Source organism: Aminobacter sp. NyZ550 (assembly GCF_025628925.2).
Classification (GTDB): Bacteria; Pseudomonadota; Alphaproteobacteria; order Rhizobiales; family Rhizobiaceae; genus Aminobacter; species Aminobacter ciceronei.
Window position 1 is genome coordinate 2,037,010 of sequence record NZ_CP114190.1, and the last position, 13,712, is coordinate 2,050,721.

Here is a 13,712-nt window from a genome sequence, read left to right on the forward strand (position 1 = left end):
ATTTAACAGACCCGCCATTCCAAGTCCACGAAGCCTTTGGCGACATGGTGTTGCGCCCCGAATGAGCGCGGTGGGTCGAAGGCCGTCGCTGTCGCCGAAGCCCTACGCCTCAGAGCGCAAGCCGTCTATGCCTGGCGGAAAATCCCGGCCAACCAGCGCTTGAGGGTCGACCACAAGTCGCGGTCGCCAAGAGACAGAGCCTGGGCGATGGCTGCCTGGGTACGCTGACCGGCGATGCCATCGGCGCCCAGGCAATGATCAGCCTGGAAACGCTTGACCTGGGCTGCCGTGCCCTGGCCGTAGATGCCGTCCGTGTCGACGGGATAGCCCAGGGCAACCAACGCTTCCTGCAGTTCGGTGACCAACTCACCGCGCGTTCCGACCATCATGGTGAGGTCGCCGGGGGCGGGGCCGTCGATCTGCCGCTTGTAGGCCTCCGCCAGCTTGAGATGGTAGCCGTTCTTGCGGAAGCCGGGTCCGTTGTAGCCATGGCCGAGCGCTTCCCAGTCGTGATCGTTCAGCGCACTTGTCAGCCCCGCCTTGTCGAGATAGCGCGTCATCAGCCGGGCCTGGCCGGCGGCGCCTGAACGTGCCTCGGTCACAAGCGCATCGACATCGTCAAAGCCGAGCCATTGCCAATGCGACCCCATCACCTGACCGAGCCCCCAGGACGTCGATTCATAGGCGGCCTGGTGGTCGATGGTGGCTGCCCGTTCGAGCATCTGCCACCGCGCTGCCTGGGCGCGCGGGTTGGCGACTGCACCCGCATTCGGTGAGGCCAGCCCTTCGGCGCGGGCACGCTCCTGCGCTGCGCCGGAAAGCCTGCGGTCGAAATAGTGCCCCTCGAAACGGATCAGCGGTTCGTTGCGGCCGTCGATCTTGGCGAATACCTGGCCGGCGCTCTCGATCTCGGCGATGGCCAGCAGCGCCGCCGGCTCCAGTCCGAACTCGCTGGCCGCCTTTTCGATTTCCGTTGCCGTTTGCCTGCTGAACATGCGCGGTCTTCTCCATATCCAGGCGTCCGGTGGAAAAAGATCTTACCGCTGGGCGCAGGTCGAATCGACAACAGACTGTAATCGTTCCGCTTTCAGCTGCACGTTGAAAAAAAATGGCCAAAGCGTTAGTGGCTCGGCGATGAACCTGTCTACACCGCAGTCTCTTTTCCGCGTTGCCGCCCTCTACCGCTTCTGCCGGCTCGAGGGTTACGAGGCTTTGCGCGCGCCGCTCGCCGCCTTCTGCTGCGGCCGTGGCATCAAGGGGACGCTGCTGCTCGCACGCGAAGGCATCAACGGCACCGTCGCCGGCACCGCAGAGGCGATCGCCGAGTTGATCGCCCATCTTGAGGCCATGCCGGAATTTTCCGGTCTTGAGGTCAAGTACAGCACGGCTGGGGAGATGCCGTTCCACCGCATGAAGGTGCGGCTGAAGAGCGAAATCGTCACCATGGGCGTCGAGGGTATCGATCCGCTCGCCAGCGTCGGCGCCTATGTCGAGGCGAGCGACTGGAACGCGCTGATTTCCGATCCCGACACCATCGTCGTCGACACCCGCAACGATTATGAAGTGTCGATCGGCACCTTTTCCGGCGCTGTCGATCCGCGGACAAAGAGTTTCCGCGAGTTCCCGGCCTGGGTCGAAAACCATCGCGGCGAGCTCGAAGGCAAGAAGGTGGCGATGTTCTGCACCGGTGGCATTCGCTGCGAGAAGGCCACGGCGTACGTCAAGTCGATCGGCCTCGATGATGTCTTCCACCTCAAGGGCGGCATCCTCAAATATCTCGAGGACGTGCCGGCCGAAGAGAGCCTTTGGAAGGGCGAGTGCTTCGTCTTCGACGAGCGTGTGTCGGTGTCGCACGGGCTTGTCGTAGGGCAGGCCGAGCTGTGCCGCGCCTGCCGGCATCCGCTGATGCCGGAAGAGCTTCTGTCGCCGACATTCGAGGCGGGCGTGTCCTGCCCGCATTGCCATGATGCCCGCACGGACGAAGACCGCGCGCGCTATGCTGAGCGCCATCGCCAGGTGGAATTGGCGGAAAAGCGTGGCTCCAGCCCTCATATCGGCAGTTAGCCCTCCGCTTCCGGCCGATCTCGCCAAATTGACGACCGTGCCAAATTGACGGGCGTCATTGCAATGTCTTGATCGTCCGCCTACCTCTCGGCGACCGATATTCCAACCGGAGGCATCCATGTTCGACCCCAAAAAGCTGCTCGACGATCTCCTCGGCTCCAAGATCCCGGGAACCGGCTCCACCGTGCGCGACAAGGCCGGGCAGGCGACCCAACTCGCCAAGGACAATCCGCTTGCGGCCGGCGCGCTGGTTGCCGTGCTGCTCGGCACCGGTGCCGGCCGCCAGGTTGCGGGCACGGCGCTTAAGGTCGGCGGTCTCGCGGCCATTGGCGGCCTGGCCTACAAGGCCTACCAGAACTACAAGGCCGGCAATGCGCCCGAGCAGGCAACTGCCGCCCCCGATGCCGAGCCGCAGCTTTTGCCGCCGCCGTCCGACAATTCCTTCCACCCATCGCAGGCGCCACAGGGCGAGACCGAGTTCGCGCTGACGCTGATCCGCGCCATGATCGCCGCCGCCAAGGCTGACGGCCATATCGACGATGACGAGCGCAAGAAGATCGGCGACAAGCTCAGCCTGTCGGGCATCGGCTCCGACGCCGAGCAGTTCCTGATGGAGGAGCTCAATTCGCCGCTCGATCTCGACGCGATCGTCGCTGCGGCCCAGACCGAGGCACAGAAGGTCGAGCTCTACACCGCCTCACGCCTGGCCATCGATCCTGACACCCGCGCCGAGCGCGGCTATCTCGACCTGCTCGCCGGCCGGCTGCAGCTGCCGGACGCGCTTGTCGACCACATCGAGGCGACGGTTTCGAGCGTCAAGGTGCCGGTCGTCGAGGCATCGGCCAATCCGCAAGTCAACCCGCGCTGGTAACAGACCGGGAGGCGCCGGGCGGTGCCTAAAAGGCGTTCTTTCGCGTTAAGGATTTGTTAACCGCCCGGGCGCATCATTTTCTTACTCGGATCGGCTCTCCTCCTCCCAAGCACGGTTCGATCAAAGACTGGGCGGTCGCCAATGACCGCCCTTTTTGTGTGTCTTATCCTCACCAACGCACCCAATCCTCGATGACCGACGCGCAGGTCCGTTCTGGCCCTTTGCCAACGGCGCGCCGTCTATTTCGATTTTCGGGGCCGTGCTTTAGACTGCTCGCGCTACCAATGATCTGCCGCCGGCGATCGGTCATGCGCAGGGAGGAGCTTCATCATGGCAAGCAACAGGGTTGCGGTGGTTACGGGCGCCGGCAAGGGCATCGGCAAGGCTGTGGCGACGGCCTTGCTCAAGGAGGGCTGGAACACCGTCTTCTGCGGCCGCAGCAAGCATGCGCTCGATGAAGCGATCCGAGACGCCGGCAAGACAGACGCCAAGGCGCTGGCCATCGTCTGCGACGTGACCAGGCCCGACCAGGTCGACGACATGTTCGAGACCATCACCGAGGCATTCGGCCGCGTCGACCTGCTCTTCAACAATGCCGGCATGGGCTACAAGGCGTCGACCATCGACGAAATCCCGGTCGAGGCCTGGAACGAGGTCGTGTCCGTCAATCTCACCGGCACCTTCCTGTGCTCGCGGGCAGCCTTCGCGGCGATGCGACGACAGGAGCCGATGGGCGGACGCATCGTCAACAACGGCTCGGTCTCTGCCCATGCACCGCGCCCCGGCTCTGTGCCCTACACCGCGACCAAGCACGCCATCACGGGTCTCACCAAGACGCTGGCGCTCGACGGCCGCCCGTTCGACATCGCCTGCGGCCAGATCGACATCGGCAATGCGTTGACCGAGATGGCCGTGCCGATGTCCGTGGGCGTGCAGCAGGCCAATGGCTCGATCGCTGCGGAAGCCGTGATGGACGTCGCCCGTGTCGCCGAGGCCGTCGTCTACATGGCCAGCCTGCCGCTTGACGCGAACGTGTTGTTCATGACCGTCATGGCAACCAAAATGCCCTATGTCGGACGCGGCTGAGGCGGCCGGCTGGTCGATCTGGTCTGCCCTGTTCTTCATCCTGTGGTGGGCATTGCAGTACCGCCGCATGGTCAACGAGGAACGTATCCTCCGCGCGACGTTCCCCGAGTATGAAGACTATGCCCGCCACGTTCCGATGGTCATCCCGACGCTGACGCCGTACCGGCCCGGCACGGCAGCGACGCCTACGCTGCCGGCCGAGTAAGGCGTAGATCGAAACGCCCGGCTATTTCGCCAGGAACGCCTCGATGCGTTCCAGCGCCCGCAGGATGTTCTCTTCCGAGTTGGCGTAGGACAGCCTGATGTAGCCTTCACCCAATATGCCGAAGTCCGGCCCGCCGATCAGCGCTACGCCGGCGTCCTCGAGCAGGGCCGAAGCCAGTTTCTTGGCCTTCCAGCCGGTCTGGCTGATGTTGGGGAAGGCGTAGAAGGCGCCTTTCGGCGTGACGCAGGAAATGCCTGGTATGGCGTTCAGGCCTTCGACGACGATACGGCGCCTGTTGTCGAAGGCGCGCATCATGCGCTCGACGTCGTCCTGAGGGCCGTCGATGGCGGCAATGCCGGCGAACTGGCTCGGCGCGTTGACGCAGGACCAGCAATTGACGGCGAGCTTGCGCACCTTGTCGTAGAGGCGGCCGCCTACGGTCGCATTCGGCCAGATCGACCAGCCCATGCGCCAGCCGGTCATCGCCCAGGTCTTGGACCAGCCGTTGAGCACGATCAGCCGGTCGCGGATTTCAGGGTAGGTCAGCAGCGAGACGTGGCGTTCTCCGTCATAGGTCATGACGTCGTAGATCTCGTCCGACATGATTGCGACATGCGGATGGCCTTCGAGGCCCTTGACCAGCTTGGCGATCTCGACGCGCGGCGTCACCCCGCCGGTTGGATTGGCCGGCGAATTGAGGATCAGGAGCCGCGTCTTTGGCGTGATCAGTGCAAGCGTCTCCTCGGCCGAGAAGGCAAAGCCGTTGGCCTCGCGCATCGGCACCGGCACCGGTGTTGCGCCGGTGAACTCGATCATCGAGCGGTAGATCGGGAAACCCGGGTCGGGATAGAGGATTTCAGCCCCCGGTTCGCCGAACATCAGGATCGCGGCGAACATCGTCGGCTTGCCGCCGGGCATGATCATGACGCTCTCCGGCGACACCTCGACGCCTGTCGTGGCAAGGGTGCGCCGCACCACCGCCTCGCGCGTTGCCAACAGGCCATTGGCCGGCGTGTAGCCGTGATGGCCATCACGTAAGGCCTTGATCGCGGCCTCGACGATATGCTCGGGCGTGCGGAAGTCGGGCTGGCCTATGCCCAGGTTGACGATATCGCGCCCCTCATGGAGCAGGGCCGTGGCGCGGGCCAATACGGCAAAGGCATTTTCTTCGCCGAGGCGGTCGAAGGCGGCAATCGTGTGGAGCATTCCGGCTATCCGTCTGGTTCTGTTGGGGGCACCGGATTTTTGCGAGAGTTGGGGCGACCATGTCAAACGAATTGGAGACGTCCTTGTCCGAGAACCTGCAGGACTGGAAGCCGCGGCCGCGCCCCGAGCGCATAAATCTCGAGGGACGGTATGTCCGCCTGGAGCCGCTCGACGCCGCAAGACACGGCGAACGCCTGTACGAAATGGCGACCGCCGAAGATGCCGAGGGCCGCTTCCGCTGGCTCTTCGACACCAAGCCGCAGACCCGCGCCGATTTCCAACCCTGGCTCGAAAAATCGGCGGCGAGCGAGGACCCGCTGTTTTTCGTCGTCATCGACAAGGCCAGCGGCAAGATGGCCGGGCGGCAGACCCTGATGCGCATCGACCCGAATTTCGGCGTCATCGAGATCGGCAACATCTACTGGAGCGACATCGTCTCGCGCAAGCCGGCGGCAACCGAGGCCCAGTTCCTGTTTGCGCGCCACATCTTCGAGCTCGGCTATCGGCGCTACGAGTGGAAGTGCAACAATCGCAACGAACCGTCCAAGCGGGCGGCCGAACGTTTCGGCTTCAAGTTCGAGGGCATCTTCCGCCAGCACATGGTGACCAAGGGCGAGAACCGTGACACCGCCTGGTATTCGATCATCGACAAGGAATGGCCGGCCTTGCTCAAGGCCTACGACGCCTGGCTCGATCCGGCCAATTTCGATGCCGCAGGCCAGCAGAAGCGCAAGCTTGAGGATTTCCGCGCCGAGTTCGGCGCCTGAAGGTGCCACGGGCGCCTTTTGGCCCCAACAGCTATGCGTGCGACAATCGAACCGGTGATGGCGCGTTGGCTGAAACGGCAACGGGCGCTATGTAGCTGAACTTGCCGGCATCGGTCCGGACGCAACGAGATGTTAGGGCCACGCCGATGGACACCAAGACCCGCCATGCCGCCGTCGCCGCCGCATGGATCATGATCATCTTCGGCGTCGCGGCGTTTTTCCTGCCCAAGGTGATGCTCGCCGTCGGCAACTATTCGACCGCCGCCGCCGGTGTCATCGCGGTATGCTTCGTTCTTGCCTTCTTCGGCGTGTTCTGGCTGCGCGGCCGCAGCCAGCGCAAGAACGGCAACTGAAACAAGTTGATCCTATCCGACCGCTGCGGCCTTCACGGTTCCGGCCAGCGGTATCTTAAGCTCGGCGCGCAAGCCGCCGCCGCTGCGGTTCTTGAGGACAACGTCGCCGTCAAAGCGGCGGGCAATGTTGCGGGCAATCGTCAGGCCGAGCCCGAAGCCGCCGGTCTGGCGGTTGCGCGAACCTTCGATACGGATGAACGGGCGGAAGATGGTTTCCATCTTTGTCTCCGGAATGCCCGGGCCGGAATCGTCGATGGTGAGCAGCACGTGCCCGTCGACCTGCGACAAGGCCAGGCGGGCCTTGCCGCCATACTTCACCGCATTGTCGACGAGATTGGCCACGCATCGGCGCAGCGCGATCGCCTGGCCTTGGCAGACGAGCCCACGGGCGTGGTGGCGAGCGCCGTCGAAGACGACATGCGGATTGCCGTCGGCGATCGAATCGACGAGCGACCAGAAGTCGATCCGTTCCAACGCCTCGTCCCTGGCCTCGTAGGTGGCGAAGTCGAGTACGGAGGCCGAGATCGCCTCGATGTCGGCCAGATTGTGCATCAGCGCGGTGCGAAGCGGCGAGTTGCGCAGCAATTCCAGGCGCAGGCGAATGCGCGTCAGCGGCGTCCTGAGATCATGCGCGAGCGCGGCCGCCAGCAATTCGCGGTCCTCGACATATTCCTTCAGCCGCGCCTGCATGGTGTTCACCGCCCGTGCCGCCGACTTGTATTCACTGCTGCCGCGTTCATCCAGAGGCGGGCTTTTCAGGTCTGCGCCGATCCGCCGGACGGCACTTTCGAGCGCGCGATAAGGTGCCGTCAGCCGGCGCAGCGACCAGATCGACAGCGCCACCACCAGGGCTGCCACCGATCCGTAGAGCGGCAGACTGTCGCTGTTGAGGACCGGACTGGGTGGCGTCGCCTTCATGGTGAAATTGAGCCACTGGCTGTCCTTGAACTCGATCGACGCCACCAGCGTGTCGCTGTTGGTGATGTCGGATGACAGGTCGAGCAGTTCGCGTTCGACGCTGCCCACGCTCTGGTCGGGTTCCGCTGAATTCTGGCTCGGCCGTGCCTTCGGCATTTCGCGGCGCACGCGAGCTTCCTGGATGCCGTATTTCGACAGCCTGCCCACGATGATGTCCTCGAGCTCTGCCATTTCGTCATCCGCGGGAATGACCGAGCTGACGGCAGGCGCATCCGAAGTGGTCAGCACATGCGGCGGAACGGAGAGGCCGGCGGCGATGCGGGTGCGATCGAGTGGCTGTTCCGCATACAGCAGCTTTGCCAGCGACAAAGCCCGGTCGTTGAGGCGAAACAGGTCGAGGATATTGTTGGAGGCAACGCGTTCGCGCGAGACGATGGAGAGCGTCGAGACCTGGATGGACAGCAGCCCGGCGATGACGATCAGAAGCACCCAGGCCGGCAGCGACCGTGGCAGGAGCCATCTCATTCGGCTGATACCTCGGGCACGAACTGATAGCCGCCGCCGCGCACGGTCAGCACCAGCTTCGGCGCGCGCGGATTGTCTTCCATCTTGCGGCGCAGGCGGCTCACCAGGATGTCGACGCTGCGGTCATAGCTGTAGTCGCCGTTCTGGTTGGAGAGTTCGACCAGCTGCTCGCGGCTGAGCACGCGCTGGGCGCTGCGCACCAGCGTGTGCAGCAGGTTGAACTCGGCGGTCGTCAGCTCGACCCGGATATCGTCGGGCCTGAGCAGCCGGCGGCGGGAGGCATCGAGCGTCCAGCCGGCGAATTTGTAGACTTGCGGCACCGGCCGGTGCGTCGTTCCCGCGGCACTCGGCCGGCGCAGCACGGCGCGTGCCCGGGCCAGCAGCTCGCGTGGGTTAAAGGGTTTTGGCACGTAGTCGTCGGCGCCCATCTCCAGGCCGACGACGCGGTCGATGGTTTCGGTGACCGCCGTCAGCATGATGATCGGGATCCTCGAATGCGTGCGCAGGTCGCGGCAGATGTCGAGGCCGCTTTTGCCGGGCAGCATCACGTCGAGGATGATCAGGTCGACAGGGGCGCGGCGCAGGGCTGCCTGCATCTCGTCATCGTCGCGCGCGCCCGAGACGCGCATGCCGTGCTTGACGAAGAATTCCTGGAGCAGGTCGCGGATTTCCCTGTCGTCGTCAACGATCAGGACATGGGCATCGGTCTTCACTTTTCGCACCTCAGGTCGATGCGAGCGGCATCGGCGCGGACCTTGGCGAAATGAGGTCGAACCAAGGTTTTGACCAGAAAACACGAGAACTTGAGCGCCTGAGGCGGCAGTTACAATCCAGAAACAAAACACTGCAAACCGGAAAGAAACCCGACAAGTCGGTCCGCGATAACAACCGTGCTGCTTCAACCACGGGTGCTGGAACCGACATGCGAAAGTTAGTGACCAGTTCGATGATCGTACTGCTCGCCGCACTTTCAATTGGCGCAGCCAGCACCCAGCCGCAGGCAAAGGGAACAGTTACGAGGACCGATCGCTGCAACAGGCTGCAGCAGCAATTCACCGATGAAATCGCTGAACATGCCGAGGCGAAACGGGCCGCCGAAGCGAAAGCCCTTCAGAAAAAGGCGATGAAATTCTGTGCCGGCAACCAGCAGGCCCAGGGCATCCGCGCCTATGCGACAGCACTGAAGATGCTTGGAGCGCAACCGATCGAACCCTGATCGGCAAGCTCAAGAAGGCCCCCAACAATGCACTTGTGCAAAGGAAACTGATCATGAACGTCAACAAGACCCTGCTGACCGCTCTCGGCATGACCGTCGCCATGGCCTTCTCGGCCCCGGTGCTCACCGCCAGCTCGGCCAACGCTGCCGGCTACACGGCAGCGCCGGCGGCTGCCGCCACGACCACAACCAAGACGGTCACTCCGCTGGTGAAGAAGGTCGCGAGCAAGAAGCCGACGCACAAGAAGGTCAAGAAGCACAAGAAGCACGTCGCGCCGGCCGCCACGACCAAGAAGACCACGATGTAAGCACCCGACGCCACGCAGGTCGTGGTCCACAAAAATCCGCCCTGGCAGCCGCAACTCCAGGGCGGATTTCTTTTGCGCGCAGATTGGCAGTTCAGGACGTCGCGGGCGCCAAGCCCGCTCAGGCCTTCAGGCTAGCGGCCAGCAACACCAGGCCAAGCAGCATGACGAGTGCCGCGCCGCCGATCTCGATGGCATTGTGGACGCGATTTCCGGCGCGGCCGTCGCCGGCTATCGCAACGGCCCAGTTCTTCGCCGTCACTGCCATGATGGCAAGTGCCGAGACGGTGATGGCGGTTCCGAGCGCCATGGCGAAGACCGACAGGATGCCGCCGGCCCAAAGTCCGTTGAGGAAGGCGAAGCTGAGCACGATCAGCGCGCCGGAGCAGGGGCGGATACCGACCGCTGCAACTGCCGACCATGCGGTGCGCCAGTCGAAATGCTTGCCTTCGAGCATCCTGGGATCCGGCGCGTGCGAGTGGCCGCAGGTCGAGCAGACTTCACCCACGGCGTGAGCGTGATGGGCGTGAGCATGCGGGCTGTGCCCGTGGTCATGATGCGCGTGGTTGTGGGCTTGGTGAGCGTGATCGTGATGATCGTGCGCATGATCGTGGCTGCACGTGGCGTGGTCATGATGGTCGTGGCCTGAGGTGGCGTGGTCGTGATCATGATGACCATGCGCATGGACATGGGCTGCCGACAGGCTGTGTACCGGAGCCGCACCTGCCAGGAACGCCATCGGCTTGAGTTTCTTCCACAGCAGCCAGGCGCCGAAGGCGGCGATCAGGGCGTAGCTCACCGTTTCCAGGAACCAGGTTGCGTTGGTCATCGACACCGATGTACCGCGCAGGACGAGGAACACCAGCGTCATCAGCACAACGGCAGTCGCCCCCTGGAGGAAGGCCGAGACGAAGGACAGCATCACGCCGCGGCGCAACGCCACTTCGTTGGCGAGCATATAGGACGAGATTACGGCCTTGCCGTGGCCGGGGCCGGCGGCGTGGAAGATGCCATAGGCGAAGGACAAGCCGACGAGCAGCCAGATGCTGCCGCTGTCGCCGTCGCGCATCGCCTTCAGCGAGCCGGTCAGCGAGCGGTAGAACTGCTGCTGATGAACGTTGATCCAGTTGAGCAGCTCGGAGAAGAGGCCGGCCGACGGCACCATCGCTTCGTTGGTGCCGATGCCGAGTGAACTCTGGGCATGCGCCCGGACCGCGAAATGGCTGAGCACATAGCTGAGCGCCAGAAGCGCGAAAATCACTCGGATGGTCGTCTTCTTCACTGCATCACCCCTTGGCTGGGCAGTTCAATTCCAGGCGCGTGGCAAAAATCTTGCTCATGTCGGTGCCCGACGGGTCGTTGAAGAACGCATCGGTCAGCTTCGACTGGTTCTGCGCGATTGCTTCGTCCGGGTCGGGCCGGACCACTGTCTTGGTACAGATCGGGGGGAGGTCCGCGACGCTCAGATTGGTGTCTTCGGTGAAATCGATCGCCGTGTAGAAGGTCGGATCGTAGACGCCGAAATCGATCTTGCCGGCAAGCTTCAGCGGCTCCTTCGGCTCGGTCTCGAACAGGATGATGAGCTGCTGGTCCTCGAAATTGGCGACGAGATTGGCCGGCGGCTTCATGGCGATGTCCTTGCCGTCGACTGTCACGACCTGGAAGTAATTGTACTCGCCGATCGATTCGAACACCGTCTTGGAGACCTCGGCCAGTTCGCTGTCGTCGAGCTTGAGGTCGGAGTTCTTGTCGAACTCCATCAGCACCGTGCTGGAAAACAGGTCGTCGAAGCGCCACAGATGCCTGAGCGAATTCACGGTCTTGTCGGGATTGAGCACGACGTCGAGCCGCGCTTCGGCGAAGACGTGCGGGTGAACGCTCGCCGGCACCGTCATGGTCAGCAAGGCCACTGCCGCCGTGGCCAGCGTCGTCTTGGAAATCTTCAGAATCATTGCTCCGGCGGCCCGACATGTTGGGTGATGCCGACAATTATCAGAAACCGGGCGAAAGTGGGACGGCGGCCGTTCAACTAAACGGCATGATTGCAGGGGTTGGTCTTGAACCATTGCACCAGGAAGTCGACGAAGACCCGGATCTTCGCCGGCAGGTAGCGCCGGTGCGGGTAGACGGCGAAGATGCCGCCGCCGCCGAGGCGGCGGTCGTCGAGCACCGGTACCAGCCGGCCGGAATCGAGATCGGGGGCGGCGATGAAATCGGGCAGGATGGCAAAGCCGAGTCCGGCAACGGCCGCGGCCCGCGCCGCCATCGGGCTGTTGACCTCCATCGGACCTGAGACCGATACGGTCATGACGTCGCCGGTCTCGCCGGAGAATGGCCAGTTCGACATGTATCGGCCATTGGTGTCGATGATGCAGGGCACGTTGGCGAGATCCGCCGGTTTTGTCGGCATGCCGTATTTTTCGATCAGCTCGGGCGAGGCGCAGACCCGGATGCCGAACGGCGCCAAGCGCCGGGCGATCAGCGACGAGTTCTCCAGCCTGGAGATGCGGATGGCGAGGTCGAAGCCTTCCTCGACAAGATCGACGAAGCGGTCGTCGAGATGAATCTCGAGCACGATATCAGGATGTGCCTTGGCGAATTCGATCAGCGAGCGGCCGATCGGCGCGTCGGCAAAGGTGCGCGGCGCCGACAGCTTGACCCGGCCGCGCACGTCGCCCGAGGATTCGCGCACAGCATCGGCCAGGCTGTCGACCTCGCGGATGATCTCGGAGGCGCGCCTGTAATAGGTATGGCCTGCCTCGGTCAGCGAAAACTGCCGTGTCGTGCGGTTGAGCAGCAGCGCGCCGAGTTCGTCCTCGAGCTCGCGCACATATTTGGACAGCAGCGCCTTGGAGCGGCCGATCTTGCGCGCGGCGGCGGAAAAGCCTTCGGCCTCGACCACGTCGATGAAGGCGCGCATGCGGGTGAGTGTGTCCATGGCATCAGTCCTTTGTGCCGGCAGTGTCGAGCACGCGGCGTCCCAACCGGATCAGCGCGAGATCGCTGCCGGCCGGGCCGAGCAGCGACAGCCCGAACGGCGCGCCGTCGACCGTGCCGATCGGCAGCGTTATCTGGGGGAAGCCCGACAGGCCGGACAGGCAGAGCAGCATCAAAGCGCGCTCGCGATAGGCGAGAAGTTCGTCATGGCTGCCGCTGGCCAGGGGCGCGGCTCCCGGTACCGTCGGCAGGACCAGAATGCCGTCCGTGCCGAGCAGCACGCCCAGCTCCTGGCGAAACGCGTCGCGCCTTTCGATCTCGGCGGCATAGTCTGACGCGGAAATGGTGGCGCCGAACTCAAAACGCTCCTTGACGCCGGGTCCGAGGCCACGATCTCCGGAAGCGATCCAGGCTCCATGCTCTTGCCAGGCCTCGAAGGCCTGGACCTTGCGGAAGCACCAATAGAGCTCGCCTGATGAAAAGGAGAGAGGGCCAGCCTTGGCGATCAGGCCAAGGGCGGTTCCGGCACGCCGGCGCATCCGCTGGTACTCTGCCGCTTCATCCGGGCCGGTCGGCAGGCTGTCGAGCCAGTCGAGCGCCACGGGCCTTTTCAGCTGGCCGCGATGGGCGTCCTCGCCGATGAGCAGCTTCGCCACGGTCTCATAGACGTCGATATCGGGTGCGAACCAGCCGAATGTGTCGAGGCTCGGCGCCAGCTTCATCGCGCCGTCGAGCGAAATCAGCCCATGTGTGGTGCGCAGGCCGATCAGTCCGCAGAAGCTCGCCGGTGCCCGGATCGAGCCGCCGGTGTCGGAGCCTATGGCGATGTCGGCGAGCATGCCGGCGACCGCCGCAGCCGAGCCCGACGACGAACCGCCGGTGACGCGGTCCGGCGCGGCGGGATTGATCGGGTGCGGGAAGTGCGCGTTCTGGCCCATCAGCGAGAAGGCAAGTTCGTCGGTCTGGGTCTTGCCGACGAATCGCGCGCCGGCATTAAGCAGGATCTGTATCGCAGGCGCGGTTCTTGTGGCTGTTTCGGCGCTTGCAGTCTTTGCCGGGTTGCCGCAGCCGGTTTTGTAGCCGGCGACGTCATAGATATCCTTGACTGCCAGCCGAAGCCTCGCCAAAGACCCGGTTTCCGCATTTAAAACAGGTGCTTGCGGCACATCGAGAAAAGCGTTGAAGCGGTTGGATATGCCGGTCATCGTTCGAAGCCTGTTTACGATGTCTCCAACATTGTTCGATGTTTGAATTTTTTC

General features: G+C 63.8%; 16 protein-coding genes. 8 read left to right on the forward strand and 8 right to left on the reverse strand.

What is annotated here, in order from left to right; genetic code table 11:
- Positions 1–125: 125 nt before the first annotated feature.
- Entirely contained in the window at positions 126–995 is an 870-nt protein-coding gene (locus N7E70_RS10050) for an N-acetylmuramidase domain-containing protein (RefSeq protein ID WP_263006243.1), read from the reverse strand.
- Positions 996–1,134: 139 nt separating this feature from the next.
- On the opposite strand from N7E70_RS10050, the gene trhO reads away from it, so the two are divergent.
- The 4 genes from trhO (at position 1,135) to N7E70_RS10070 (ending at position 4,226) form a co-directional block, all read left to right on the forward strand.
- Positions 1,135–2,064, forward strand: a complete 930-nt coding sequence (trhO, locus tag N7E70_RS10055; RefSeq protein WP_067958417.1) for an oxygen-dependent tRNA uridine(34) hydroxylase TrhO — start codon at positions 1,135–1,137, stop codon at positions 2,062–2,064.
- A gap of 118 nt (positions 2,065–2,182) precedes the next feature.
- The gene (locus N7E70_RS10060; RefSeq protein WP_263006244.1) at positions 2,183–2,935 is read left to right on the forward strand and encodes a tellurite resistance TerB family protein; all 753 of its coding nucleotides are present in this window, start codon (positions 2,183–2,185) and stop codon (positions 2,933–2,935) included.
- Positions 2,936–3,265: 330 nt separating this feature from the next.
- Positions 3,266–4,021 carry an SDR family oxidoreductase gene (locus N7E70_RS10065; RefSeq protein ID WP_067958423.1) on the forward strand — a complete coding sequence of 252 codons (756 nt, stop codon included), beginning with the start codon at positions 3,266–3,268 and terminating at the stop codon, positions 4,019–4,021.
- Positions 4,005–4,226, forward strand: coding sequence for a methyltransferase family protein (locus tag N7E70_RS10070; RefSeq protein ID WP_263006245.1), 222 nt, complete (start codon positions 4,005–4,007; stop codon positions 4,224–4,226). The genes N7E70_RS10065 and N7E70_RS10070 overlap by 17 nt, the downstream gene beginning before the upstream one ends.
- A gap of 21 nt (positions 4,227–4,247) precedes the next feature.
- On the opposite strand, the gene N7E70_RS10075 is transcribed toward N7E70_RS10070, so the two are convergent.
- The gene (locus tag N7E70_RS10075) at positions 4,248–5,432 is read right to left on the reverse strand and encodes a pyridoxal phosphate-dependent aminotransferase (RefSeq protein ID WP_263006246.1); all 1,185 of its coding nucleotides are present in this window, start codon (positions 5,430–5,432) and stop codon (positions 4,248–4,250) included.
- Positions 5,433–5,515: 83 nt separating this feature from the next.
- Here N7E70_RS10075 and N7E70_RS10080 point away from each other — a divergent pair, with 83 nt between their 5' ends.
- Positions 5,516–6,199: a GNAT family N-acetyltransferase gene (locus N7E70_RS10080; RefSeq protein ID WP_182576017.1), complete on the forward strand. Its 684-nt coding sequence runs from the start codon at positions 5,516–5,518 to the stop codon at positions 6,197–6,199.
- Between the two features lie 146 nt (positions 6,200–6,345).
- A complete protein-coding gene (locus tag N7E70_RS10085) occupies positions 6,346–6,552 on the forward strand; it encodes a hypothetical protein (RefSeq protein WP_067958433.1) in 207 nt (68 codons plus the stop codon).
- A 12-nt stretch (positions 6,553–6,564) separates the two neighbouring features.
- Here the strand turns inward: N7E70_RS10085 and N7E70_RS10090 are convergent, their stop codons facing one another.
- Positions 6,565–7,995 carry an ATP-binding protein gene (locus tag N7E70_RS10090; protein WP_263006247.1) on the reverse strand — a complete coding sequence of 477 codons (1,431 nt, stop codon included), beginning with the start codon at positions 7,993–7,995 and terminating at the stop codon, positions 6,565–6,567.
- Positions 7,992–8,708, reverse strand: coding sequence for a response regulator (locus N7E70_RS10095; protein WP_263006248.1), 717 nt, complete (start codon positions 8,706–8,708; stop codon positions 7,992–7,994). The genes N7E70_RS10090 and N7E70_RS10095 overlap by 4 nt, the downstream gene beginning before the upstream one ends.
- A 50-nt stretch (positions 8,709–8,758) precedes the next feature.
- Here N7E70_RS10095 and N7E70_RS10100 point away from each other — a divergent pair, with 50 nt between their 5' ends.
- Both N7E70_RS10100 and N7E70_RS10105 read left to right on the forward strand, forming a co-directional pair.
- Complete coding sequence (locus tag N7E70_RS10100; protein ID WP_263006249.1) at positions 8,759–9,211, forward strand: hypothetical protein; 453 nt, start codon at positions 8,759–8,761, stop codon at positions 9,209–9,211.
- A gap of 53 nt (positions 9,212–9,264) precedes the next feature.
- The gene (locus N7E70_RS10105) at positions 9,265–9,519 is read left to right on the forward strand and encodes a hypothetical protein (protein WP_067958446.1); all 255 of its coding nucleotides are present in this window, start codon (positions 9,265–9,267) and stop codon (positions 9,517–9,519) included.
- 118 nt (positions 9,520–9,637) lie between these two features.
- Here N7E70_RS10105 and N7E70_RS10110 read toward each other — a convergent pair whose 3' ends face one another.
- From N7E70_RS10110 to N7E70_RS10125, 4 genes are all read right to left on the reverse strand, one after another.
- Positions 9,638–10,798 (reverse strand): nickel/cobalt transporter, encoded by a 1,161-nt coding sequence (locus tag N7E70_RS10110; protein WP_263006250.1) that lies wholly within the window; start codon positions 10,796–10,798, stop codon positions 9,638–9,640.
- Between the two features lie 4 nt (positions 10,799–10,802).
- Positions 10,803–11,468: a DUF1007 family protein gene (locus N7E70_RS10115; RefSeq protein ID WP_263006251.1), complete on the reverse strand. Its 666-nt coding sequence runs from the start codon at positions 11,466–11,468 to the stop codon at positions 10,803–10,805.
- 77 nt (positions 11,469–11,545) lie between these two features.
- Positions 11,546–12,454, reverse strand: coding sequence for a LysR family transcriptional regulator (locus N7E70_RS10120; RefSeq protein ID WP_067958465.1), 909 nt, complete (start codon positions 12,452–12,454; stop codon positions 11,546–11,548).
- Positions 12,455–12,458: 4 nt separating this feature from the next.
- Positions 12,459–13,658 carry an amidase gene (locus N7E70_RS10125; protein WP_263006252.1) on the reverse strand — a complete coding sequence of 400 codons (1,200 nt, stop codon included), beginning with the start codon at positions 13,656–13,658 and terminating at the stop codon, positions 12,459–12,461.
- Positions 13,659–13,712: the final 54 nt, after the last annotated feature.